This window comes from Psychrobacter sp. 1U2, assembly GCF_051847575.1.
In genome coordinates this window covers 113,509-139,282 of record NZ_JBPYDC010000007.1, presented here as the reverse complement: position 1 = coordinate 139,282, position 25,774 = coordinate 113,509, and the positions used below count along the sequence as shown (strand labels likewise).

Here is a 25,774-nt window from a genome sequence, read left to right as displayed (position 1 = left end):
AGGACAACGCCTTGATAGTGGTCGGTAAACTTCAATCAAGCTCATTTACTTCAAGCAAACTAGCTAAGTCTGTCTATGACGCAGGATGGTTTGAGATGAAGCGACAACTGGACTATAAATGCAAGTATGCAGGTTGTCACTATATCGAAGTTAATGAAAGTTACACCACCCAGACTTGTTCGTGTTGCGGCTCACGCCAAAACAGTCCGAAAGGTAGAGCAGATCTTGGAATAAGAGAATGGATATGCGAGTGCGGTGTCACTCATGACCGCGATATTAACGCGGCCAAAAACATTCTTGCGGTCGGGCTTGACCGTCTTGTAGAAGGAATCCCCTCCGTTTAGGGAGGGGAGGAAGTCAAAATAATTAAGGGCTAATAAAGCAGTTTAATTAGCAAGCGCATCATGTCGCAAGTTTTCTATGGAGGTCGCCATATCTTCTGCCAAGGCATGCACCGCTATACTATCTACATCACGCTGAGCAAAAGCACGCAAGCCCATCACCTCAGCCTGTACTCGGCGCCCAAGTCGATTTGCGTCAAGATCACTATCGAACTCCCCTATGCGCTGCGCTTCTACAAAACATTCTGTGAAGCGCGCCTCCATGCTAGCGAGTAGTTTTTCCACCTTCTCTAGCGCCACTTGTTCACGTGCCCCAAGCTCAAGCAAGCTTTTGACGAGCATACACGCGCGACTGGGCAGATCTTTATCACGAATACCGCCAAGCTGACGCATAAAAGCGGCCAGTCCCAACAGCGGCGACTGATGATTGGCTAGTATACGTTCAAGCTCAGTGAGTGAAGATTGCGCATAGTAATCCAGTGCTTCTTGGAACAGGCCATCTTTGTTACCAAAAGCGGCATAAATACTGCCCGGGCGCATGTCGAGAGCGTGTTCAATATCTTTTAAGGAAGTAGCGTGAAAGCCCTTTTGCCAAAACAGCGCGATAGCACGTTCTAACGCTTCATGGCGATTATATAAAGTAGTTCGCGACATAATATAGTCCAATCTAAAGAGCGGTGACCTCAAATGATGAGATAAGCACGGCAGCACAATTTGAATGATTACTCAATTTTATCTTGAATGATTGCTCAAGTCCAGTTAAAGTAAGATCAGCTATCGACCTCATATGTCTATGGTAGTTGTCGCTATTATTAGTATAGTCTTTGATTACCATATCTGCCATGACTGAAAACGGAGTTTCTATGTCCCCTATTCCATCGCCCTCGATTATCGTGTTCGACGTTAATGAAACCCTACTCGATATCGAGACGCTGACCCCGTTATTTACTCGCCTATTCGATGATGACAATATGTTAAGAGAATGGTTTGCCCAATTGGTGCTTTATTCACAAACCATGACCTTATCGAGACTTTATGCGCCCTTTGGTGAGCTTGGCGTTGGTGCCTTACAGATGACCGCCGATATTCATAAAGTCTCGCTAACAGATGATGATATCGACGAGCTAAAACAGCGCATGAGTGAGATGCCTGCTCACGCTGATGCCGTGCCTGCATTAACTAAACTATGTGATGCCGGATTCAGGCTAGTGACGTTGACCAATTCAGCGAGTAGCGCCTCCCCGACGCCGCTTGAGAAGGCGGGTTTGAGTACATTTTTTGAGCGCTCTTTTAGCGTTGAGAGCATCGAGAAATTTAAACCTGCACCTGAAACGTATCAGATGGTTGCAAGCGAGCTATCTGTTGAGATGTCAGAGCTGTGCCTTGTCGCTTGTCATCTTTGGGACACAATCGGCGCGCAAGCAGCGGGCGGCCACGGCGCGTTTCTGACTCGGCCTTATAACGCGGTTCTGCCTGCTGCGAGTGTACCAACGCCGCACTTTATGGCCTCAGATCTAGTCACGCTTAGCGATCAGATTATCGACTATCAACAGTAGGAGAGTTTCATACTGATCCCACATTAGCCAAGGCTTATACTCACCTCAATTATGATTAATGAACAAGCACATATAACAAACTAGTCGATTGAGACTGGTGATATTAAACACTTAAACGGATAAGGATAAACCATGCAATCAGATAACACGAAAAAACTTCGCGCCGGTAGTCAGTTTCCTGACATACAGGTACAAATGCTTGATGGCGAGATAACATCATTAGGCACACCAAAAAACGGTCACGATTGGAAGTTAGTGGTGGTTTATCGCGGTAAACATTGCCCGATTTGTACCAAATACCTCAATCAATTAGAAAAAATTAAATCCTCATTTGCTGACGCAGGCGTGGATATCCTTGCTATATCAGGCGATAGTAAACCGCAGTTACAGGAGCATTTAGAAGAGTTAGTAGATATCAGTTTCCCGATAGCTTATGGCTTGACCGTTGAGCAGATGAATGAGCTTGGGCTGTACATCTCAGATCCACGCTCAGAGAAAGAGACCGATCATCCCTTTGCCGAGCCTGGCGTATTCGTTATTAATGCTAAAGGCGAGATTCAAATCATTGACCTCTCGAACGCTCCATTTGCAAGACCTGAGCTTGAAGCGCTTGCTGAAGGTTTATCTTTTATTCGAGAAAATGACTACCCTATCCGCGGTACACACGGTTGAATGTCATTATACATAAGGGCTAATCGTGTTTGCTAATCCTAAGTCGAGAACACCGCTGACTTGGGATTACCACATCACCATCTTTGCGGCGCCGATTACCAGCTGCTGCGACACGCTTAACTTTTCCTTTTGTCAGTAGGCGACCCTGTGTGCTACAGAGGTGCAATATAGCCAATTTCATATAGTGGTATGCTTCTACTTATCGCAGATTAATTTTGATTTTCTACAATAACTTATACTAAGTGGCGAGTGACGTATCTAGTTATTAGCCTTAAACACTTGTTACTATCTATTAAAAATCCCCATAAGTATCAGCTTACGGGGATTATTTTGCACTTTATAATTAATGCTGTTCTGCTATGTCGCTGGCTTTTTATACCACTGCTTAGCTAGCGGCTTGTGCTTGCTGGTACTTACGTACATTACTGCCATCTTTACGGGTAATCGTAAACCCAGTAAAGCCAAACATTATCGTCAGCAGCAGCGATAAATAACAGAAGAATGCATAGGGCAGATAATCAAGCACAGGTACTTCTAGCGCTTGGCTGATAAACACCCCGCACACACTCCACGGCACCAATGGATTGATGACCGTACCCGCATCCTCAATGGTACGCGATAGGTTTTTGGGATGTAAGTTCAAGCGCTCAAACGTCGGACGAAAGGCAGTGCCTGATAACAGGATACTGAGGTACTGCTCACCGATGAGCACGTTGATGCTGAGAGCTGCCATAGCGGCGGCAAAAATGGCGCGACCTGAACTGGTCAGCATATCTCTAATACCTAATAATAACGCAGGCAAGATACCCAAAGCGCGCAGCAAGCCTCCTAAACTCAATGCCAATATCACAATGGTTTGAGTAAAGAACATGCTCTGCATACCGCCACGTGAAATCATACCGCCTACTTCGCCAAGCTCCAAGTTTTCGGCAGGCGCATAGCCACCGAACATATAGCCACCTAATTGCCCAATGCTCGGCGTACTATGTAAATAGGTAATAATTAAAGCGCTAGCAATGGTGTAAATGATAGTATAAATGGCGTTCACTCGGCAAAGCGCTAAAACGACTAATACGATAAATGGTATAACAGAATAACCATGGACTAAGCCGCTATCGACCAGCTGCGACTGCAATAGCGTCACTTGATCTAAATTACCACTACCCGCTTGTCCAGAGAAAAACCAAAATAGCCCTGCGGTAATAAGCCACGCGGGTACTGTGGTATACATCATATTGCGTATGTGCTCGAATAAATCGATACCCACTACAGAAGATGCTAGTGTGCAAGTATCAGATAACGGCGACATCTTATCGGCAAAGAACGCACCTGAGACGATAGCCCCCGCAGCGATAGCGACATTGGCATCAAAGGCATTACTCATGCCAATAAATGCCACACCGATAGTAGCAGCGGTAGTCAAACTACTGCCCAAGGCAATGCCAATAATCGAGGTTAAGACGAAAGCGGAGATATAATAATACTGCGGCGAGATGAGCTCAAAACCATAATACATAATGGTGGGAATGGCCCCTGACATCATCAGCGCGGCGACTAGTAAACCAATAAAAAATAATAAATAGATCGCGCCGATACCACTGACGACGCCCGATGACATTTGCTCTTGCATTTTCTCAAAGCTTAACCCTTTAAACATACCTAGGGCGAGCAAAACCGCGATAGCAAGCATTAATGACAGGTGCGGCACCCAGCCAAAGCCGATCATGGTGACACCCATAATCGCGATGACGGCGCTGGCAATGATAAAGGCTAATTTAGGGGATAGCTGGGTAAGTACTTGTGGCGGCATAACACATCCTTATGTTGCCTGTTTTTGTTAAAGCTCTAAAATAGAGGCTTAAATGATTAAAAACAAACGGCTAAAAGTCTAATAGTAAATAACAAGGATTAAAGAACAGTAAATATTTTCAAAAAAAAGCGTTTCCAAAAAAATCACTACTAAAACAAAACTAGCGCCTTACTCATCCAGCAAAGCATCAGTCTTTGCCGCCATCACAAAATCGTTTTTGTGTAGACCCTTGATACTGTGCGACCACCATGTAACCGTCACTTTACCCCATTCAACCAACATACCGGGATGATGGCCTTCAGTTTCAGCAACCTCAGCCAATTGATTGGCAAACGCCATCGCCTGTGCAAAGTTTTTAAATTTATATTGACGCTCTAATTGCTGAATACCATCGACATCAATCAATGACCACTCAGGAATTTGCTGTAGCAGCTCTTGAGCTTCTGACTCGCTAACTTTTGGCGCGCCGACACGGCAGACTTCACAGCTGGCTTGGGATAATGCGGACATAATAGTCTCCTTTTTTTAATTTTTCTCTATTGATAATTTTTTTGAGGGTTAATTGTTTTTAAGCCTACTTTATTTAATAGCTATTGATCTTTAGGATTAAAGCCTATAGCTGAATAATCAGCTAGCTACTGCTCAGCATAAGCGGGTGCAAACAGACCCATACTCATGGCTTTTTTTACCGCGCCCATAATATCGCTATTTACGATATCAAATAACGTATCCAAATCATCAATGACATAATAAATAGGCTGGATTTGGTCAATACGGTAAGGGGTACGCAGCACATCGATCAAATCAAACGCTCGGCATTCGGGTTCATCGCTCAATGCGTAGATAGTCTCAGACGGTGAGCTTAAAATGCCGCCCCCATAGATTCTGCGGCTCTCTTTGGTGGCACCCATCAGACCAAACTCTATAGTGAACCAATAAAGACGCGCCAAAAACCAGCGCTCCTCCTTACTGGCATCAAGCCCTAGCTTGCCATAAGTCTCATTAAAGGCGGCAAACGCAGGATGGGTCAGCAATGGGCAATGTCCGACAATTTCGTGGAATATGTCAGGCTCTTCGATATAATCCATGTCCTCGAAGCGGCGGATAAAAGTAGCTACGGGAAAGGACTTATTGGCCAAGAGTTTAAAAAACTTGCCAAAATTAATCAGCGCTGGTACTGCTGCGGTCTGCCAGCCAGTAGTAGCTTGTAGCACTTCATCGATAGCAGAGAGTTGAGGGATATGAGTAGTAGATAGTTGCAGCTTTTCTAAACCCTCTAGATAAGCTGAACAAGCACGATTGGGAATTTGTGCGGCTTGCCGTTCAAGTAGCGTGTGCCACATCATATTTTCATCAGCACTATAATGAATATGCCCATGCTCATCTGGATGACGCGATACGTAAGGCTGCTTTGTATCCGCTGGCTGTTTGTGAGTAGAGACATTATGAGTAGAATCATGGCGAGTAGACGCTCTAGCAGTAGGCGCACTATTGGCGCTACCGGTTTGCTGCATCGTACTAGATAATCGGCGTTCCATGCCCATGCTCCTTTTATACTTATCACAAAAAATATTTTTTTAATCACTGTCATTGAACTTTAATCAGTTAGATGACAGCTTAATAAGGACAGAACAGACTCCTTTTGCCCTGCCCGTTTAGCGCCTTTATTATGGTGTTTCAGTTTCTGACTGATTTTCTGTCTGGTCATCTGAATGACCAACCGCACCACGGCGAACTTGATCGCGCTCAATGGATTCAAACAAGGCTTTAAAGTTACCTTCGCCAAAACCTTCTTCGTAGTCGCCCTTACGCTGGATAAACTCGAAGAACACAGGGCTGCCTAAGATAGTTTCAGAGAAAATCTGGAGCAATAGACGCGGCGAGCCACTCTCCGTCGTACCATCCAATAAGATACCTCGCGTTTGTAGCTCAGAAACATTTTCGCCATGACCCGGTAGACGCTCATCTAACATCTTATAATAGGTATCATTAGGGGCAGTCATAAGCGGGATACCAGCGTCTTTTAGCTTATCGATACTGGCAAGCAGATCATCACAGGCTAAAGCAATGTGCTGTATACCCTCACCATTGAAATGCATCAAATACTCTTCAATTTGACCGCCGCCCTGCTTTGACTCTTCATTTAGTGGAATACGGATTTTGCCATCCGGTGCGGTCATCGCTTTACTGGTCAGGCCTGTGTATTCGCCTTTGATATCGAAATAACGGATTTCGCGGAAGTTAAAGATACGCTCATAAAAGTTTGCCCAATAAGCCATACGGCCGCGGTAAACGTTATGGGTTAAATGATCGATAACTTTAAAACCATGACCGACAGGGCGTCTGTCAACATTATCGAAAAACTCAAAATCGACATCATAGATAGACTCGCCATCTTTATAGCGGTCGATAAGATAAATCAATGAACCGCCAATACCTTTGATAGCAGGAAGCCTTAGCTCCATGACGCCAGTTGGGACGTCAACTGGCTGCGCGCCCATTTCGATTGCACGCTCATAAGCTTGTTTGGCATCTTTTACACGAAAGCCCATGCTGCAAGCACCAGCGCCATGCTCTTCAACGAAATAGCTGGCTTGACTCTTTGGCTCGCGGTTTAAGATGAGATTGATATCACCTTGGCGATAAAGGGCCACGTCTTTTGAGCGGTGGTTGGCAATATGCGTAAAGCCTAGCTGTTTGAACAAGGCTTCAACGGCATCAGGCTGCGGTGAGGCGAATTCAACAAAATCAAATCCGTTTAAGCCCATTGGGTTGTCAAATAAATCTGCCATTGCAATCATCCTTAATTTCAATCGGTGGTTATTAAGCTAAAATTAGCAAAAATAATATAAAAAGATAGTTTCATCAGTACTGCTTATTGACGATGTATTTATAGTAGAGTAGCTTTATTTATAAGACTAATTGTTTTTTATGATTTATTTATCAGGTTTACTTATGAATATTAGCATTCGCCAACTAAATGCCTTTATCAAAGTCGCTGATAACGGCAGCTTTACCCGTGCCAGCGACCAGATGTATTTGACTCAATCTGCGGTCAGTGGCTTGATCAAAGAATTAGAATTGAGCCTCGGTGTGGTATTATTCGATCGCACCACGCGCCAGCTGTCTCTGTCAGTCGTGGGCCATCACTTGCTGCCACAAGCGCGGCGTATCTTGAATGAGATGCAACTGTTTGAGAACGAGGCCAGCAGCTTGACAAGTTTGGCGCAAGGTAACGTACGCCTAGCAGTGTCGCAGTTTGCAGCCTCCTCTATGCCAGCGGTGATAGCGCAATTTTCCAAACACTATCCTGACATTAGCGTGTCGCTATTGGATTGCTCAGCTGAAAACCTACTCAAACATATTCAAGGTATTGAAGTGGACTTAGGGGTAGGTACTGAGCTTAAATTTATAGACAATGAGGATGACATCAAAGCCGATTTGTTATATCAGCTACCATTTTGTGTGGTCATGCCAGACGATCATCCCTTAGCAAAAAAAGCGGACATCACTTGGCAGGATCTATTACTTAGTCCGCTTATTACCCTACAAGGGCCTTTTTTGGAGCAAGTTACCGCTGAGCTCGCTGACGATGTAGCAAGCCATGTGCAGCAGGCACGCTATAAAGTCAACTTTATGTCCACCGCGCTTGAGATGACCCGTCAAGGCTTTGGCATTACCTTATGTCTGCCCTACATGCCTGAGGTCATTAATTGGGTCAGCGCTAATGGTTTACAGATGCGGCCATTGGCACAGCCGAGCAAGATGCGACAATTCTTTATTTATCAGCGCTCGTCACGTGCCTTATCGCCTGCAACTATCGCTTTTAAGGAGTTTTTGCAGCGTTATTTTTCTGATCACTTTGACGACTTGCAGCACAGTTCGTAGTGATTAATTTAATGATATACCATGCTCAGCCGTACTAAAAACAGATTAAACAAAGATAGTTTTAGCCAAGCGTCTCGTTAATTTTTTAAGGTAATGAAATCTCATATTGAGTTCATGGTCAATTTGCTCTATGATTTTTGCCGGCTCGATTTATATTTTGCTGTATAAAGAACACAAGGAAGCAACATGTTTGAACGTATCGATTATTATGCTGGCGACCCAATCTTAGGGTTGGTAGAAAAGTTTTTGGCAGATGAAAATCCTAATAAAGTTAATTTAGGTATTGGTATCTATTATGATGAAAATGGCGTCATGCCAGTACTTGACTGCGTAAAAACGGCAGAAAAGCGTATCGCTGACTCGATTTCTGCGCGTCCGTACTTACCTATGGCAGGCTTGCCGGGGCATCGTAAAGGCTGTCAAGATCTGCTGTTCGGTAAAGATGCTCAGGTCCTAAAAGATGGCTTGGTTGCCACTATTGCCACTATCGGCGGCTCAGGCGCGCTAAAAGTTGGGGCCGAGTTTATCAATCAGTGGTTCCCGCAATCTAAATGCTACGTGAGTGATCCGACGTGGGGCAACCATATCGCTATCTTTGAAGGCTCTGATGTAGAAGTCGGTAAATATCCGTACTACGATACCGCAACTGGTGGCATCAAATTCGATGAGATGATTGCATTTTTTGAAACGTTAAATAAAGACGATGTGATCTTGCTTCATCCGTGCTGCCACAACCCAACGGGGCTAGATTTGACCCGTGAGCAATGGGATACGGTCTTAAATGTCGTTCAAGCACGTGAGCTGATTCCATTTATGGATATCGCTTATCAAGGCTTTGGCGAAGATATGGACAGCGATGCTTATGCTATTCGTAAAGCTGTGGATATGGGTCTGCCGTTATTTGTCAGTAACTCATTCTCCAAAAACTTATCGCTATATGGCGAGCGTGTCGGTGGCCTATCCGTGGTTTGCCCAACAGCAGATGAAGCTGAGCGTGTCTTCGGTCAGCTAAACTCTATGGTACGCCGTATCTACTCAAGCCCACCGTCACATGGTGGTCATGTGGTCGATATCGTTATGAACGATGCAGCGCTGCACGAGCAATGGATCGGTGAAGTCTATGCGATGCGTGACCGTATCAAAGCCATGCGCCTCAAGCTCAAATCAGTGTTAGAAGCCAAAATTCCGCAGCGCAACTTTGACTACATCACCCGTCAAAACGGTATGTTCAGCTTTACTGGTCTGACCCCTGAGCAGGTCGAGCGCCTAAAGAGCGAGTACAGTATTTATATGATAGCCAACTCACGTATGTGTGTCGCTGGCCTTAACACTAGTAATATCGATTACGTCGCCAATGCTATGGCGGATGTGCTAAAGGACTAAGCAAAGTACTAAACAACAACTAAGCCAATAACCATAAGCTTTAGCAAAATATAGATAAATTAAAAAGGTTGAGCCAGTCTCAGCCTTTTTTTGTGCCCTCCTTTTATAGCTGCTTTTGAACCTGTTTTATGTATAGCATTTATAAAAAGGCTTGCAATCTGCAATTTGATAAATTACATTATACGTAAGAAATTACCTATATCGTAATTTAAAAAACATTCAATTCATATTTAGCAAGGAGCACTTTATGTCAACGGTTGACAAAAACCTCACCTCTTTTATCGATATCGCTAAAGATTCTGATTTTTCAATCCATAATTTACCTTATGGTATTTTTAGTGAAACAGCTAATGAACAACGCCGCGCAGGCGTAGCGATTGGCGAGCAGGTATTAGACTTGTCCATCCTTGAGTCAGAGGGCTTACTCAGCTTAGAGGGCGGTCCGTATTTTGACCAGCCAACGCTCAATGCCTTTATCGACTCTGGTCGTGATAATTGGACGACAGCACGCAAGACCATCCAAACGCTACTGTCTACTGATAACAAAGATTTGAGTGATAACCAAGACTTAATAGACAAGGCCTTGTTTAAGCAAGCAGACGTCACTATGCATCTGCCGGTACAAGTGCCGGGCTTTACCGATTTTTATTCTTCTAAAAAGCATGCTACCAACGTAGGCACCATGTTCCGTGACCCAAGCAACGCCCTACTGCCAAACTGGACAGAAATGCCGGTCGGTTATAACGGCCGCGCCAGCACTGTCATTGTCAGTGGTGATGATGTCGTACGTCCATCAGGTCAGCTAAAGCCCAACGCTGATGAGCGCCCTATCTTCTCACCTTGTAAGCGCTTGGATTTTGAGCTTGAGACCGCTTTTGTGGTCGGTCGTGGCAATAATATCGGTCAGCCGATTGCGGTCGATGATGCTATCGAACATATCTTTGGGATGGTGCTGCTAAATGATTGGTCAGCCCGTGATATTCAAAAATGGGAATACGTACCGCTTGGACCATTTAACGCCAAAACATTTGCCTCTGAGGTGTCGCCTTGGATTGTAACCATGGATGCTCTAGCCCCTTTTAAGACGCCATGCCCTACCCAAGAGCCAAAGCCGCTAGCGTATCTCAACGAAAAAGAGACCAATAACAGTTATGACATCAATCTATCAGTAGAGCTGATGCCTGAAAATAGCGATGAGACAACGGTTGTTTGTGAGACCAACTTTAAATACATGTACTGGTCGATGGCGCAGCAACTGACTCATCACACCATCACAGGCTGTAAAGTAGAAGTCGGCGATATGATGGGTTCAGGGACGATTTCGGGGCCTACGCCTGACTCTTATGGCTCAATGCTTGAGATTGCATGGAATGCGACCAAACCTGTCAGCCTAAAAGGCGGTGAGACACGTAGCTTTATCGAAGATGGTGACACCGTCATTATGAAAGGTTATAGCGAAAAAGACGGCATTCGCGTGGGCTTTGGTGAAGTACGCGGCAAAGTACTGCCTGCGCTGAATTTTAATTTTGATAAATAATGCTTATCTGTTGAGCTTTATATAAGCAACGCTTACCTATAAAAAGGTGTGCAAACAATACAATTAAGCTATCAATAGTCATTGATTTATATTCATAACTATTGATAGCTCATTGATAGGTATACATTGCATCACCTTATCAAAAGGAGTTTGATATGAGTTTTCAAATTGAAAAGATTCATCACGTGGCCTATCGCTGCAAAGATGCTAAAGAAACCGTCGAATGGTACCAAAAGCACTTAAACATGAATTTTATTTTAGCCTTTGCCGAAGATCATGTGCCCTCAACGAAAGCCTTTGACCCTTACATGCATGTGTTTTTGGATGCGGGTAATGGCAACGTACTAGCATTTTTTGAAGTACCTAATCAGCCTGAGATGGGCTTTGACCCTAATACGCCAAACTGGGTTCAACATTTGGCGCTGAAAGTGAAAGACCGTGATACTTTGATAGCGGCCAAGAAGCAATTAGAGGATGGCGGAGTTGATGTTATAGGCGTGACCAACCACGGCATTTTCCATTCTATTTATTTCTTTGATCCTAATGGTCATCGTCTAGAGCTGACTTATGATGACCCGACCTCAGAAGACAAAGTCTCTATGATTACCGAAGAGATTAAACAAGACATGCTTGATGAGTGGTCACGTACCAAGCGTGCTCCCGCCCATACACAGTTCTTACACGCTGAGGAATTGGCAGAAGCAAGAGAGGTCGCGCCTGCCGGTGAATAAGGCTGTACTGATACTCGCTTAGATAAGTCAGTAGCTGTTTATAAAGCTTCATTGTTCATAAGATAGAGCAGTCGCTACGCAATTTGATAGCGCTGTGCGATGGCCATGATCTGCTCAACCACGTTATGCTTGGCGCTCATCGGTAGCTGCTCTGTAGTGCCGATAACGGTAATCGCATACTCTAACGGTGGTTTTTCAATCGTTGAGTGGCCTTTGATAGAGGCTTCAGTAGATTCATGCGGCGCTAAGATAACGGGAATAGTAATAGCATTGATACCCATCAGCATATCGCCCGTCACTGTGGCATAACCTTGCTTTCGAATTTGGGCTTGCAGCTGCTCAAAGTGCTGCCATTTTTCTGCTATTAGCGCAGTATCATTGGTTTGCCATTCAGCGTCCACTAGTGGTCTAATGACAGCATTAGGCTGATAACTGGCAAACAGTTGACCTGTAGCCGATGTAGTCAGCGGCATGCGTGAACCGATGCGCGTAATGATACTGATAGGACTGTCAGGTTCGACAGACTGAATGATAATAGGGCCTTCATTGAACCATTTAGCGATTTGTACCGCGCAATTTGTCGTTTTTCGAATATCATTGGCAATATAGGTGAGCCGCTCTAAGATATTATTCGAATTAAACCCTGTATGTCCCATTGTGCTTAGAGCTGCCAATGAACTGACTCTATCGCCAAGACCATAGCGGCCATCATCGAGCTTACGCGCGTAGTCTGTGCGGATCAGACTGACCAAATACCGATGGCACTTAGCAGGATGCATCTGTATCGCTTGCGCGATGTCCTTTAGCATCATAGGCTCGTTATAATCGATAAGCACATCTAATATCGATAGCCCCACTTCTAGTGACTGGACGCCATTTTGAGTTTTATTTGCGCTCATAGGCTTATCTACAGGGTTTTTAGCTGCTGGCATGTTTGGCTCGATTGCATTTTTAAAAGTTTGAAAGTAGCGGTGGTAGAGTTGATTATAACCATATCACCTGCCTTATATACAACATAACATAATAAAAGGATTTTATAATGATGACACTTTATGGCTATTTTCGTAGTAGTACCGCGTATCGCACGCGTATAGCGCTAAACTTAAAAGGCTTGGATTATGATAATGTGTCGGTCAATCTAGCGAAGGATAAGCAGTTGGAGGCTGAGTTTAAAGCGCTGAATCCACAAGGGTTAGTGCCTGTGCTGCAAACCGACGATTTACTCTTGTATCAAAGCCCTGCTATCTTGGAGTGGTTAGAAGAAGTCTATCCTACGCCTGCGTTGCTGCCTAAAGACGCCGCTGGGCGCATGCAGGTACGCGCCATCAGTGCTATGATCGGCTGTGATATGCACCCGATCAATAATCGGCGCATATTACAATATTTGCGTAACGAGCTATCAGTAGATGAAGAAGAGGTTATGGCGTGGTGTAATCGCTGGATAAGCGAGGGTTTTGCCGCACTAGAGAAGCGCTTGGCTGCGGATAAGGCCCGTGGGGATTTCTGCTATGGCGATAGTCCTACTTTGGCAGACTGTTACCTGATTCCGCAGGTTTCTTCGGCTCGTCGTTTCAAAGTCGATTTGAGTGCTTATCCTAATATTGTTGCTATTGATACGCATTGTCGTACGCTAAAAGCCTTTGGTAACGCTGATCCTATGATGCAGCCTGATGCCCCTCAGTAACCATATAGGTTGCGTGACAATATAGAGACTATATAGACATAGACAAAATATAGACGGCGTGACAAAAACATATTGGCGCTTGTATCGGCTGTATTATTATTCGTTACTAGCAGCCACCCGTACATGCGCCGCTGGGAAGATAGCACTAAAGGTTGAGCCCTGCCCTTCTACCGACTCAATTTGCAAAGTAGTATCATATTGATAAAGCACATGCTTTACAATCGCTAATCCCAATCCAGTCCCACCTGTGGCTCGACTACGACCGCTATCGACTCGATAAAAGCGCTCGGTCAGACGGGCCACATGGTTTGGGGCAATACCAATCCCATTATCAGCAACCGCAAACTGGCAACCTCCTGACGTCTTGGACCAACTGATGACGATATCACCTTGTTTTGGTGTATATTTAATGGCATTGATAACTAAATTAGACAAAGCACTGTTTAAATACATCTCTGAACCATAGAGGCCATCGTAGGTGTCTATCTGCAAGTGCAACGTATGGTCATACTCCTGATTATACGCCTGCGCATCATCATAAACCTGAGTGAGCAGCTTAGTCATATCGATATAATGCAGCTCATGAGTCTCTTCGATCTCAATCCGAGACAATAACAACAAATCGTTGACCACTCTATTCATGCGCGCAGTCTGCTGCGTCATCAGCTCAAAACCGCGTCGCCACTGCGCTGGTATATCAGGCTGATCAGAAAAATTCTCCAAATATCCCATCAGCACGGTTAACGGCGTTCGTAGCTCATGAGAAACATTGGCCACAAAGTCGCGGCGCATTTGCTCTAGGTGTTGTAAGCGGGTCACATCATAAATAATCAGCAGCTTCTCATCGCCAAAAGGCGTGAGTTCACATTTGAGATGACGGTTAGGGTCACGCCACGATGCTATATTCACCCCATCATCAGATGTCTCTGTACTCTGATAATACTGGCGAAACTCAGGAACATCGATAAAATCAAAGATACTTTTGCCATGATCCGCTGACTGTAATAATAATAAATCTTCGGCGACCTGATTCCACCACTCCAAACCATCATCGTCATTTAACAAGATGACCGCATCTCGCAGGGCACGTAAGGCACTTCTGATTTTTTTAAGCTGATCGGTGGAATTTTGCAGGGCGAGCTGATTTTGGTTTTCTTGCTGTTCGTTATTCTTTGGTGCGTTATCCTGTGTTGCGTTTTCTCTAAGCATTATGATACATATCCCTTATCTTTATTGAGCCAAACTAGAAAAACGATAACCGGTACCGCGAACCGTTTGAATCAAGGTACTACAATCATGAGGCTGGAGTAATTTGCGTAAACGCCGAATGTGCACATCAATCGTGCGATCCTCGATATAGACATTGCCGCCCCACACCTGATCGAGCAGTTGGGTGCGCGTATAAGCACGCTCCGGATGACTCATAAAAAATGCCAGCAGTCGATACTCTGTTGGACCAAGCTCGATAAGTGTATCGTTTGCACTCACCCGTTGGCTTTTAGGATCGAGACTCAGCTTGCCGATTTCAATTGGCTTATCGCCACTAAGCGCACGACTACGACGTAACACGGCTTTGATTCTTGAGATTAATTCACGCGTAGAGAAAGGTTTGGTCATATAGTCATCAGCGCCCGCATCAAGTCCATGAACCTTACTATCCTCTTCACTTTTGGCGGTCAGCATAATCACGGGTATCTCAGCCAACAGCTCATTGCTTTTGAGCATGCGGCAAAAATCAATACCGCTCTTATCACCCGGTAACATCCAATCTAGCAAAATAAGCGCCGGTCTGTGATCCACAACTTGTTGATGCGCCTCTGCAATATCAGTCGCTTGTAAACTCTCAAAGCCCGCCATCTCTAGCGTCATCACCACCATCTCACGAATTGCAGGTTCATCTTCGACAATCAAAATCTGCTCATTGCGCATGCCATCGCCTCATTATTGAAAGACAAAGTTAAAAAACGTAGAAATAATTAAAACAATAACTATCTGGCCATTAAACCGCCTAATTATGACAGTTTGATGACATTTACCCTCAAACCGTTGCTGACAAAAAACCCATCTCACATCATAACGACTTTTGCTCTAGATAACAGCCGCTATTAGCCGTAGCTCTGCCCTTTATCACACCTCTATTTTAATTAAATGACTTTTCCAAAAAAACATCTTATTTCATCAAATTGTCATATTTGCTCGGCACAATGGATTCATCGACCACCAAGCGTCTTTGTAGCAAAATATTTTTAGTAAAGCAGTATAAATAAAGCACCATTTATAAAAAACCGAAATCAATCTTATTATTTGTAAACGCCCAATACTTAAATCTGATTATCTTTTAGGAGAAATAATGCGTTATTCATTCATAGCTTTAGCAGTCGCAAGTACCTTGACCTTAGCTGCTTGTAACCAAACTCCCGATAACAATGAAAGCAATGAGCCAACTCCTTCGGCGCAATCAACCACCACTGCTACCGACAATTCTAATACTAAATCAGCTGAAAACGTGTCGATGAATATCACCGGTGCGGGTGCTTCTTTTCCGCAGCCTATCTATGCTAAGTGGTCAGATGCCTATCATAAAGCAACAGGCGGTCAAGTGAACTATCAATCGATTGGTTCATCGGGTGGTATCAAACAAATCGTCGCAAAAACCGTTGATTTTGGCGCATCCGATGCGCCGATGACGCCAAGCGAGTTAAACGAAGCGGGTCTGATTCAATTTCCGACCGTTATCGGCGGCGTGGTTCCTGTCGTCAATATCGATGGCATTGAGCCAGGTGAGTTAAAACTCGATGGAAAAATGCTCGCTGACATCTATCTTGGCAAAATTAACAACTGGAATGACCCTGCCATTGCAGCCATGAATCCCGATTTAAGCCTTCCTGACGCAGCTATTACGACAGTGTTCCGTTCAGACGGTTCGGGTACGACATTTAACTTTACCGATTATCTAGCCAAAGTTTCAAACGACTGGAAAGACAGCGTTGGCGTCGATAAAACAGTGAAATGGCCCACCTCAGCCACCGGTGCAGGCGGTAAAGGCAACGAAGGCGTCTCAAGCTATGTAACGCGTATGAATAACTCCATCGGCTACGTTGAATACGCCTATGCGAAGCAAAATGGCATGTCACACGTTGCCCTGAAAAATGCCGCTGGCAACGTTGTACAGCCGTCTGCGCAGACATTCGCCGCCGCTGGCGACATCGATTGGTCAAAGCAAGAAGGCTTTTATAAAGTCATCACCAACTCTGAGACCGAACAAGCATGGCCTATCGCTGCTGCTACCTTTATCTTAGTTCACAAACAGCCGCAAGATGCCGCACAAGTGGCAGGTGTCCTTAACTTTTTTGACTGGGCTTATGCTCAAGGCGATGATGATGCGATGCGCCTCGATTACGTGCCTTTTTCAGATACGGCCGTGGCCTTATTTAAAGCGAAATGGAACGAGGTGGTAGACAGCGAAGGTAAGCCTGTCTACACCTCCACTCAAAGCAATTAATACTACCCCTCATCAAGCAGGCTTATTAGATTATTGAGGCTTTTATGGCAGACCTAAAATCGCAACTGACAAAACAAAAACGCTTTGACGCAGTATTTGTCAACGCCACCAAAGCATTTGCAATTTTGGTGCTGTTGTCGCTTGGCGGCATCCTGCTGTCATTGATAATCGGTGCGTGGCCAAGTATCACTGAGTTTGGCTTGGGATTTTACACCAGCAACAATTGGGATACGGTTAACGATCAATACGGTGCGCTTGCCCCCATTTACGGAACGGTAGTCACTTCGCTTATCGCCCTCTGTATTGCCGTGCCAGTCAGCTTTGGGATTGCCATCTTTTTAACGGAACTTTGCCCCAATTTTTTGAAAAAGCCATTGGGTATTGCCATCGAGCTACTCGCCGGCATTCCCTCCATTATCTACGGTATGTGGGGGTTGTTTGTTTTTGCGCCGTTTTTTAGTGATCACATTCAGCCTTGGTTTATTCAAAATATTGGCCCCCTACCTATTATTGGTAAAGTTTTTACCGGTGCGCCGATGGGACTTGGACTGTTTACCGCCTCGTTGATACTGGCAATTATGATTATTCCCTTTATCGCCGCTACTATGCGCGATGTTTTTTCTGTGGTACCCGACCTGCTAAAAGAATCGGCGTACGGCATGGGTGCCACCACTTGGGAGGTAATGTTCAAAATTATCTTGCCTTATACCAAAACAGGTGTGGTTGGTGGCGTGATTTTGGGACTTGGTCGGGCGCTTGGCGAGACGATGGCTGTTACTTTCTTGATTGGTAATGCCTTTAATATCAGCCCCAGTCTATTTACCTCTGGAGTGACCATTACTTCAGCGCTAGCCAATGAGTTTGCTGAAGCGTCCAGTGAGCTGCACTTAGCGTCACTACTGCATTTAGGATTAATACTGTTTGTGATTACCTTTATCGTTTTATCAATATCTAAGCTCATGCTGATGCGTATTGACCAAAAGGCAGGCAATTGATACCGCTAATAATTTCAATATAACAAAGATACAGCAGCCATTATTTGACCTAAGAAGGACAAACACTTCATGACTTTCGCACCAGTCACCACGCAAACTACGCAGCCAAGCCAGCCTTCTGTACGCTTTGAAGATCGCTATAACAAGCGTCTTTATAACAAGCGCCGTTTTATCAATAGATTGGGGCTTGGTTTTGCCTTATCAGCGCTTATATTTGGCCTATTTTGGCTGGTTTGGATTTTATTTACGCTGTTTGTGGAAGGCTTGCAAGGGTTAATAGAGATGCCTGTCTTTAGCGCAGATACCCCGCCTCCAATGGCCGAAGGTGGTCTACGCAACGCCATTATTGGCTCAGCGCTATTGGCGGTGTCAGGATTAGCAATTGGGGCACCAGTGGGCATGATGGCTGGCATTTATTTAGCAGAGTTTTCAAATGGCAGTATGCTAGGCAAGGTTACTCGATTCTTAAATGATATTTTATTGTCCGCGCCATCTATCGTGATTGGTCTGTTTGTTTATGCGCTGATGGTTAAAGGACAGAGCTTTTCAGGTTGGGCCGGTGCGTTGGCATTGGCGCTAATTGTCATTCCTATTGTCGTGCGTACGACGGAAAACATGCTAAACCTAGTGCCCAATACCTTGCGCGAAGCGGCTTATGCACTGGGCACACCAAAATGGAAGCTGGTCAGCACCGTGACGCTTAAAGCCGCCAAAGCAGGTCTGACCACCGGTGTGCTGCTCGCTTTCGCGCGTATTACCGGTGAGACCGCGCCCTTGCTATTTACCGCGCTAAACAACCAATACTTCAGTACCGATATGAGTGGGCCAATGGCCAATTTACCCAATACGATTTATCAATTTGCCATGAGCCCTTATGACAATTGGCATGCATTAGCTTGGGCGGCGGCGCTTCTCATTACTGCGACGGTCTTGCTATTAAATATTGCCGCGCGCTTTATCGGCGGGCAAGACCATAGCAGATAGCTTAAGGCTAACCAGCTACAAGGCTAAGAGTAGAAACCATACCTGCATTTAATAAGCTTTCAAATTAATAAAGTTTTAAAAGAAGAGGATACTATTATGACTGATGTATTAGAAAGAAGAGCAACTAAGCCGTTAACATATACAAGCCGCAAACGTTGTTTACTAGATGACGCTATGTTTGATAATAATCAGGATATTCAACCAGACATCGCCCATCTTATCAAACAAACTATGACAGATATGCCGGACAACATGCCGCCTGCCAAGATGACTATTCGCGATTTGGATTTTTATTATGGCGATTTTCAAGCGTTAAAAAATATCAACATTGATATTGCAGAAAAAAAGGTCACCGCTTTTATCGGTCCATCAGGCTGCGGAAAATCAACGCTACTACGTACCTTTAACCGTATGTACGACTTGTATCCGAGTATGCATGCTGAAGGTCAAATCACCCTCGATGGTCAAAACATTTTGGCAAAAGATACCGATGTTAATTTGCTGCGGGCACAAGTCGGCATGGTCTTTCAAAAGCCCACACCCTTCCCGATGTCCATTTATGACAACGTCGCATTTGGCGTTCGTCTCTATGAAAAGCTCAGCAAAGCAGAGCTAAATGAGCGTGTCGAGTGGGCGCTTAAAAAAGCGGCGTTATGGCCTGAGGTGAAGGACAAGCTTAAAGCATCAGGCTTGTCATTATCTGGCGGACAGCAGCAGCGACTTTGTATCGCCCGCGCAGTAGCAACGAAGCCTGAGGTTTTGCTATTAGATGAGCCAACATCAGCGCTTGACCCTATCTCTACTGGTGCGATTGAAGATTTGATTAGCGATTTAAAAAACGACTATACCATTGCTATCGTAACGCACAATATGCAACAGGCCGCGCGCGTCTCCGACTACACTGCTTATATGTATTTAGGCGACATGATAGAGATGGGTGATACCCATCAAATGTTTAACAATCCAGCACAAAAAGCGACTGAAGATTATATTACCGGTCGTTATGGCTAAGTGGCTGTTGCTTTAAACCCAGTTTAGCTGGTTGAGGCATTATCCGCCAAATCTGGCCGAGGACTCAAGGTATCGGGTTTAAGTAGTTGACTGTTGAACTCTGCAATTGAATCGGCGCTATAGCCGTCTGCAATCTTGGCGTCGGCCTTGTCATCACGCTTGATATGAAAATCGGACTCGATGATTTGCGTAAGACGACGGGTAAGCTCATCAAGCGGCCATGGCCATAAGATGGGGCGACCGTCCTCATGCAGATACCAGCTATTACAACCGCTCGTCCACACTGTCGTCCCGAGCGCCTCGTTCACTTCTTCATAAAAGGCGTCGGTGGCCTCTACAGTCGGCTCAATCTCGCTAATACCTTCACGGCGCATGCGATCCATCCAGTTTATGACATACTGGGCTTGCGCTTCGGCGATAGGGACCAATGAGGAGTTACCAATAGGGCTGTTGGGTCCCATCAGTGTGAATAAATTAGGGAATCCTGGGATCATCGTAGTGTTATGGGCAATGGGTCCCTCGTTCCAAGCGGCATCTAAGGCGATACTGTCACGCCCTGTCACTTGCATTGGGCGCATATAAGACTGCGCATGAAAGCCCGTAGCGAAGACTAAAATATCAAACTCATGTAGTTGACCGTCTTTGGTCATCACCCCCTTTGGATCGATACGTTCGATATGGGTGGTGCAAACCTCAACATTAGGCTGCTGTACTGCTTTATAGAAGGTCGGGGAAGAAATCATGCGCTTACACATCGGTGCATAATCTGGCGTCAAGCGCGCGCGCAAACCATCGTTAGCCACTCGGGACAGGCTACCTTTAGCACCCTTACTAAAGAAAGATCGCTGCCACCCAGGTGTCAATGGCGCTTGAAATAAATTGGTAAATAGCTTACCTGAAGCATTATAAGCCAAGCGCTGAATGGCAGGTACTTTTGCCGCTAGCGTGCGTAGCGGTTTAGGAATCTCCGGGTTCGGCGCGCTAATGACCCACTGCGCGCTGCGCTGAAACAAAGTCACTTGCGCGCACTGCTCGGATAATGCACTGAGTATTTGCACGCCAGTTGAGCCATTACCGATGATACCAACACGCTTACCCTCTAAATCAACGCTATGATCCCAACGTGCGCTATGAAAGCTTGCGCCTGCAAAGGTTTCTATACCTTTGATATCTGGCATATTAGGATGATGCAGTACTCCTGTGGCACAAACTAGCACGTCAGCTTCGTCAGTCTCGCCAGCTTTAGTGCTGATCTGCCAGCGACCGTCTTCAAATTTAGCGGCGTCAATTTCAGTATTGAATTTGATGTGCTCGGTCAAGCCGCGTTTTTCGGTGACGTATTCAAAATAATCTCGCAGCTCTTTACCGGGCGCAAATACATGGCTCCACTTCGGCGATAGCTCATCTTTATAACAATAAAAATGTGCTGGCACATCACAAGCAAGACCCGGATAAGTATTATCCCGCCAAGTACCGCCCACAGCGTCCGCTTTTTCATACATCACAAAATTGGAGGTTCCGGCTTCTTTTAGCGCTTTGGCCATCGCAATACCTGACATGCCAGCGCCAATAATAGCGACTTTAGGTAGCGGCTCTTTTGGTTGATATCTTGGAAACTCAAGCGATTTATATTTAAGTGCCGACTTGGTAAATAGACGATCGATCACGCCCATCACCAAAATACCCGGATGCCAGACGCGTATCGGCTCATAGGCGACGGCATACAAAATCATGTCCGCGCCGGCTTCAACTGATAGCTTGGGATATGCGTTCCAAGTATTTTGCGCAGGCGCGATCATCTCCGTTTGCGTGAGTGGCAGATGCACCGTCGTCCAGTTGATACCATCATTATAAGTCTCGGCAGATACGCTCTCAGCAAAGCCATTGAGCGCGTTCTTTGAGGCGATATAAGCGCCAAATCTTGGCGTCCCTGAGAGCTGCGTGCCCATCGTTGAGATATTGATGACATGGCCGCCAGTACCGCTGATGCGCATGCGATCGACTAAAGGAATGGTGAGGTTAATCGCGCCGAAGTAATTAATTTTCATGACGCGCTCATAGTCATGTAAGCGCTCGGCAGCGTCATAAATCGTGCGGCGGATAGAGCGACCGGCATTATTGACGATGGTATCGACACCGCCATGCTCTTTAATCACCTGCGCAATGAGGTTTTCACGGTCATTATCCTCACTGAGATCACAAGTATAGATAAACGCCTTGCCATCAAAGCCAGCCGCGGTGTCAGCGACTTCTTGCAGTTTATCGCTACGGCGCGCGACGAGTAACACGTGTGCACCAGCTTCAAGCAAAGATAAAGCCGCACTACGACCCACTCCTGAAGACGCGCCAGTGACTAAGATACGCTTGCCTTGCACTTTTCGGCGCAGCTCGTCCGCGAAAGAGCGACCAGCAAGCAAACGTTTGATTCGACGGAATTGACGGGTAGGCTCAGCTTCTAATAACAGATCGGCAATACGATCGGCAGGCGTACGTTTGGGTTTTGCAGTCCGTTTAATATCCATATCAATCCCTCTCCATGATGAGCCAAAGCCTGAAGCTCTCTTAAGCATCTTGAGCCTACTAATAAAACAGCCCTCATTAATAAAGTTAATTTAACTATAGATAACAAAAAAATGATAAATGAGGTAATCTTTTAGATTATTTATTATCTTACAATTATCTACTAATCGTAAGTTTTATAATGACTTACAAGTGTACACTAAACCAAAAACCTCCTAATGCTTTAAGACCTGGTACTGATGATCCTCACCTAAGATAAGGATATCTTATGAGCGCGTACAACTCTGGTCTCATAACCTTTTCAAAGGTGCTCGGTAGGCTTCCTAATATTGCCTTTAATCCCGCTAAAACCAATGACGTGCTTTGGGTATATCTGTCTAATGATAACAATCTCACCCGAGTCGATGACAAAGAATACCAGCATAACTAATCTTTCCAAAGTAGAATAATATATATTTACAGAATTTATAGTAATTAAGGTTACTATTAATTTCTTACTAAAATCACCATACAGATCAAAACAATTTATCTTTATTTAATAAAATTAATACCGATTCTACAAGTATTTATTATATAGTGGTAATTATAATTATCGTTAAAACACCTCTAAAATTAAATAATTTAAAAGACAGTGTATAAAGGAAAATGAGCTATGAAAAATACTCGCTCAAAACCGCAGTCCAGTACTAAGCATCAAGCTAGCACTAAGACAGACGCAGCTAGTAAAAACAGTAAAATCAATAGTGAAAACTCTAAAGTAGACGGTGAAACCAAACCTGTAGCACTAGCGCCATTATCCGATATGCGCCCGGCCACTTTGGATAAAATAGAGAAAGCCGTGCGCCAGCTTTTTGCGGGTAGTGATGCTAGCGATATTACGATGATACAAATTGCCAAGGCTGCAAATGTATCGCTACAGACGCTCTATAAGTATTTTGGCGATAAGCAAACGGTGCTTTATACCATTATGGATTTAGTGTTAGGCAGGCTCGCGACAAGGATGATGGATCACTTGCAAGGCATTGATAGCGTAGAAGATCGTCTACGTAAAACGCTATGGGTTTGCTTGGATTTTGTCGATACTCATCCTGACGCGGTGATGGTGTTATCCAAAGTATCGATAGCGCGTTTTCATAACATCGCTATTTACAATAACAAAGAGCTTATTAATGCTTTTTTGAGTGTGCTTGAGGATGGTCAAAAGCGCGGAGTATTGGTTGATACGGTTCCATTGCACATTTTATTCGATGTGTTTATGGGGTTTATCAGTCGCCTTGGTATTATGCAAACTATTCGTCAAGCCAAAGAGCCATTGAACGCAAATTTTGATGCTTTATTTAGTATATTGTGGCGCTCTATGTCTAAGCCTGAGCTATCGGCACTATGAACAGATCATTAAACAAATCCACATAGTAAAAAGCTGAGTTTTTTAGCTCAGCTTACGTATACCTTATGACTGAAAACTACATTTCAGCGGTATTGGCTGATTTTCTAAGCTCATGACGTAGTATTTTACCGACAGTAGATTTGGGTAGCTCGGTTATAAACTCAATGTGACGAGGACATTTGTAGCCGGCTAGATTTTCTTTACACAGCGCTTTTATATCTTCTTCATTCAAACTAGGATCGCCCTTTACGATATAAGCTTTAACCGATTGACCTTGGCGCTTATCAGCAATACCAACCACGGAGCACTCCGCCACCTTGGGATGGGTCTCGATGATATTTTCGACTTCATTGGGATACACATTAAAGCCGCTGACGATAATCATATCTTTTTTGCGATCATATATTTTGATAGCGCCTTGCTCATTCATAGAAGCGATATCACCGGTTTTTAGGTAGCCGTCAGCAGTAAAAAACTTAGCATTGTCAATATTATGATAAGTTGTGATGACGTTATCGCCTTTGATGCACATCTCGCCCACCTCACCTAACTCTAAAATCTCTCCTTCATCATTTCGGATACTAATATCGACTCCAGGTAGTGGTAAGCCGACGTTGCCACTGTACTCAGTACCGTCAAACGGATTGGCGGTTCCTACCCCTAAGGTCTCTGACATTCCCCAGCCCTCGAGGATAGGTAATCCTGTGACTTCAAGCCAGCGCTTAGCCGTTTCAGGAGTTGCTGCCATACCGCCAACCACCGTCAATTTGCATTCAGAGAAGTCTAGTTTCTTAAAGTCAGGATTATTGACAAAGGCTTGAAATAAAGTATTCACCCCCGGCAGAAGATGAAAAGGGCGCTTACCTAATATTTTAATAAAGCTATCAATATCACGAGGGTTAGTGACTAACGTGAGATGCTGACCTACCGTCAAACCGACTATCGAGCAGATAAAAGCATAAATATGATAAAGCGGCAGGGCAATAATGGTGTTCATCTGAACGCCATCAGCAATGTCAGCATAAACCGGTTTGAACCATTCAACGTACTGATAAGTCGCCGTGACCACATTTTTATTATTGATCAAGATACCCTTGGCGACACCTGTCGTGCCGCCCGTATATTGCAACATTAATAAGTCATTTTGGCTAATATCTGGACGAGTATAAGGCAGATATTTCGCTTGTTTTAGCAGGCCTTTATAGCTAATGACACTATAGCTGGCATTGGATGCAAGCTGATAATTAGGGATGGCTTTTTTTAGATATTTTGCAGCGATATCTACAAGCCCGCCTTTTGCCGCTCCTAGCATATCGCCAATTTTACTAATAACGACAGTCTTGACTAAGGTTGCATCGACTATTTTCTCGAGCGTATTACAAAAGGGTTCTAAGATAAAAATTGCTGAGGCATTGGAGTCAATCAGCTGATGTTTTAACTCGCGAGGGCTATACAATGGGTTGATTAAGGTGGTCACCATACCTGCGCGTATAACGCCGATGACAATAGGCAAGTACTGATGGACGTTAGGCATCATAATCCCTATGACTGAGCCTTTGGCAAGTCCCAAACCTTGAATCCAAGCGGCAATTTTCAATGACACTTTATCAATTTGCGCATAAGAGTAGCTCACGCCCATATTACTAGTAAACTCACGAGCAGCAAATTCTTGCAATTTATCATCGAATATATCTAGCACGGTACTAAGTGGTCGATCTATATGTGCATTGACCCCCGCTGGATAACTCTGTGTCCAAAATTTATCCATAACTT

24 protein-coding genes are annotated in these 25,774 nt (G+C 44.7%); 14 read left to right on the top strand and 10 right to left on the bottom strand.

What is annotated here, in order from left to right; translation table 11 throughout:
* Positions 1–344 (top strand): RNA-guided endonuclease InsQ/TnpB family protein (locus ACS8FD_RS05605; RefSeq protein WP_439274848.1); only part of this gene is annotated, 344 nt, incomplete at its 5' end.
* Positions 345–386: 42 nt separating this feature from the next.
* Here the strand turns inward: ACS8FD_RS05605 and ACS8FD_RS05600 are convergent.
* Positions 387–995, bottom strand: coding sequence for a TetR/AcrR family transcriptional regulator (locus ACS8FD_RS05600; RefSeq protein ID WP_439244295.1), 609 nt, complete (start codon positions 993–995; stop codon positions 387–389).
* 209 nt (positions 996–1,204) lie between these two features.
* Between ACS8FD_RS05600 and ACS8FD_RS05595 the strand changes: the two genes are divergently transcribed.
* Both ACS8FD_RS05595 and ACS8FD_RS05590 read left to right on the top strand, forming a co-directional pair.
* Positions 1,205–1,897, top strand: a complete 693-nt coding sequence (locus ACS8FD_RS05595; RefSeq protein WP_439274847.1) for a haloacid dehalogenase type II — start codon at positions 1,205–1,207, stop codon at positions 1,895–1,897.
* Between the two features lie 132 nt (positions 1,898–2,029).
* Positions 2,030–2,569 carry a peroxiredoxin-like family protein gene (locus ACS8FD_RS05590; RefSeq protein WP_439274846.1) on the top strand — a complete coding sequence of 180 codons (540 nt, stop codon included), beginning with the start codon at positions 2,030–2,032 and terminating at the stop codon, positions 2,567–2,569.
* Positions 2,570–2,954: 385 nt separating this feature from the next.
* Here ACS8FD_RS05590 and ACS8FD_RS05585 read toward each other — a convergent pair whose 3' ends face one another.
* From ACS8FD_RS05585 to hppD, 4 genes are all read right to left on the bottom strand, one after another.
* Positions 2,955–4,379: a Na+/H+ antiporter NhaC family protein gene (locus ACS8FD_RS05585; RefSeq protein ID WP_439274845.1), complete on the bottom strand. Its 1,425-nt coding sequence runs from the start codon at positions 4,377–4,379 to the stop codon at positions 2,955–2,957.
* Between the two features lie 168 nt (positions 4,380–4,547).
* Positions 4,548–4,889 carry a 4a-hydroxytetrahydrobiopterin dehydratase gene (locus tag ACS8FD_RS05580; protein WP_439274844.1) on the bottom strand — a complete coding sequence of 114 codons (342 nt, stop codon included), beginning with the start codon at positions 4,887–4,889 and terminating at the stop codon, positions 4,548–4,550.
* Between the two features lie 125 nt (positions 4,890–5,014).
* Positions 5,015–5,917: a phenylalanine 4-monooxygenase gene (phhA, locus tag ACS8FD_RS05575; RefSeq protein WP_439274843.1), complete on the bottom strand. Its 903-nt coding sequence runs from the start codon at positions 5,915–5,917 to the stop codon at positions 5,015–5,017.
* Between the two features lie 129 nt (positions 5,918–6,046).
* Positions 6,047–7,171 (bottom strand): 4-hydroxyphenylpyruvate dioxygenase, encoded by a 1,125-nt coding sequence (gene hppD / locus ACS8FD_RS05570; RefSeq protein WP_439274841.1) that lies wholly within the window; start codon positions 7,169–7,171, stop codon positions 6,047–6,049.
* A 163-nt stretch (positions 7,172–7,334) separates the two neighbouring features.
* Here hppD and ACS8FD_RS05565 point away from each other — a divergent pair, with 163 nt between their 5' ends.
* From ACS8FD_RS05565 to ACS8FD_RS05550, 4 genes are all read left to right on the top strand, one after another.
* Positions 7,335–8,267 carry a LysR family transcriptional regulator gene (locus tag ACS8FD_RS05565; protein WP_439274839.1) on the top strand — a complete coding sequence of 311 codons (933 nt, stop codon included), beginning with the start codon at positions 7,335–7,337 and terminating at the stop codon, positions 8,265–8,267.
* 186 nt (positions 8,268–8,453) lie between these two features.
* Positions 8,454–9,650, top strand: coding sequence for an amino acid aminotransferase (locus ACS8FD_RS05560; protein WP_439274838.1), 1,197 nt, complete (start codon positions 8,454–8,456; stop codon positions 9,648–9,650).
* A 247-nt stretch (positions 9,651–9,897) separates the two neighbouring features.
* Entirely contained in the window at positions 9,898–11,187 is a 1,290-nt protein-coding gene (fahA, locus tag ACS8FD_RS05555) for a fumarylacetoacetase (RefSeq protein ID WP_439274837.1), read from the top strand.
* A 155-nt stretch (positions 11,188–11,342) separates the two neighbouring features.
* Positions 11,343–11,918, top strand: a complete 576-nt coding sequence (locus ACS8FD_RS05550) for a VOC family protein (RefSeq protein ID WP_439274836.1) — start codon at positions 11,343–11,345, stop codon at positions 11,916–11,918.
* Positions 11,919–11,992: 74 nt separating this feature from the next.
* Here ACS8FD_RS05550 and ACS8FD_RS05545 read toward each other — a convergent pair whose 3' ends face one another.
* The gene (locus ACS8FD_RS05545) at positions 11,993–12,850 is read right to left on the bottom strand and encodes an IclR family transcriptional regulator (protein WP_439274835.1); all 858 of its coding nucleotides are present in this window, start codon (positions 12,848–12,850) and stop codon (positions 11,993–11,995) included.
* 110 nt (positions 12,851–12,960) lie between these two features.
* On the opposite strand from ACS8FD_RS05545, the gene maiA reads away from it, so the two are divergent.
* Positions 12,961–13,602 carry a maleylacetoacetate isomerase gene (maiA, locus tag ACS8FD_RS05540; RefSeq protein ID WP_439274854.1) on the top strand — a complete coding sequence of 214 codons (642 nt, stop codon included), beginning with the start codon at positions 12,961–12,963 and terminating at the stop codon, positions 13,600–13,602.
* Between the two features lie 96 nt (positions 13,603–13,698).
* Here the strand turns inward: maiA and phoR are convergent, their stop codons facing one another.
* Positions 13,699–14,811 (bottom strand): phosphate regulon sensor histidine kinase PhoR, encoded by a 1,113-nt coding sequence (phoR, locus tag ACS8FD_RS05535; protein ID WP_439274834.1) that lies wholly within the window; start codon positions 14,809–14,811, stop codon positions 13,699–13,701.
* 21 nt (positions 14,812–14,832) lie between these two features.
* Positions 14,833–15,531: a phosphate regulon transcriptional regulator PhoB gene (gene phoB / locus ACS8FD_RS05530; RefSeq protein ID WP_439274833.1), complete on the bottom strand. Its 699-nt coding sequence runs from the start codon at positions 15,529–15,531 to the stop codon at positions 14,833–14,835.
* A gap of 421 nt (positions 15,532–15,952) precedes the next feature.
* Here phoB and pstS point away from each other — a divergent pair, with 421 nt between their 5' ends.
* The 4 genes from pstS to pstB all read left to right on the top strand — a co-directional run bounded on the left by pstS (position 15,953) and on the right by pstB (position 20,094).
* Complete coding sequence (pstS, locus tag ACS8FD_RS05525; RefSeq protein ID WP_439274832.1) at positions 15,953–17,104, top strand: phosphate ABC transporter substrate-binding protein PstS; 1,152 nt, start codon at positions 15,953–15,955, stop codon at positions 17,102–17,104.
* A 44-nt stretch (positions 17,105–17,148) separates the two neighbouring features.
* Positions 17,149–18,099: a phosphate ABC transporter permease subunit PstC gene (gene pstC, locus ACS8FD_RS05520; RefSeq protein WP_439274831.1), complete on the top strand. Its 951-nt coding sequence runs from the start codon at positions 17,149–17,151 to the stop codon at positions 18,097–18,099.
* A 69-nt stretch (positions 18,100–18,168) separates the two neighbouring features.
* Entirely contained in the window at positions 18,169–19,083 is a 915-nt protein-coding gene (gene pstA / locus ACS8FD_RS05515; protein WP_439244329.1) for a phosphate ABC transporter permease PstA, read from the top strand.
* A 231-nt stretch (positions 19,084–19,314) separates the two neighbouring features.
* Positions 19,315–20,094, top strand: a complete 780-nt coding sequence (gene pstB, locus ACS8FD_RS05510; RefSeq protein WP_439274853.1) for a phosphate ABC transporter ATP-binding protein PstB — start codon at positions 19,315–19,317, stop codon at positions 20,092–20,094.
* 23 nt (positions 20,095–20,117) lie between these two features.
* Here pstB and ACS8FD_RS05505 read toward each other — a convergent pair whose 3' ends face one another.
* Positions 20,118–22,664 carry an SDR family NAD(P)-dependent oxidoreductase gene (locus tag ACS8FD_RS05505; protein WP_439274829.1) on the bottom strand — a complete coding sequence of 849 codons (2,547 nt, stop codon included), beginning with the start codon at positions 22,662–22,664 and terminating at the stop codon, positions 20,118–20,120.
* Positions 22,665–22,882: 218 nt separating this feature from the next.
* On the opposite strand from ACS8FD_RS05505, the gene ACS8FD_RS05500 reads away from it, so the two are divergent.
* Positions 22,883–23,044 carry a hypothetical protein gene (locus ACS8FD_RS05500; protein WP_439274827.1) on the top strand — a complete coding sequence of 54 codons (162 nt, stop codon included), beginning with the start codon at positions 22,883–22,885 and terminating at the stop codon, positions 23,042–23,044.
* Positions 23,045–23,266: 222 nt separating this feature from the next.
* Positions 23,267–24,001 (top strand): TetR/AcrR family transcriptional regulator, encoded by a 735-nt coding sequence (locus tag ACS8FD_RS05495; protein WP_439274826.1) that lies wholly within the window; start codon positions 23,267–23,269, stop codon positions 23,999–24,001.
* A 76-nt stretch (positions 24,002–24,077) separates the two neighbouring features.
* Here ACS8FD_RS05495 and ACS8FD_RS05490 read toward each other — a convergent pair whose 3' ends face one another.
* Positions 24,078–25,769, bottom strand: a complete 1,692-nt coding sequence (locus ACS8FD_RS05490) for an AMP-binding protein (protein ID WP_439274825.1) — start codon at positions 25,767–25,769, stop codon at positions 24,078–24,080.
* Between the last annotated feature and the right edge of the window lie 5 nt (positions 25,770–25,774).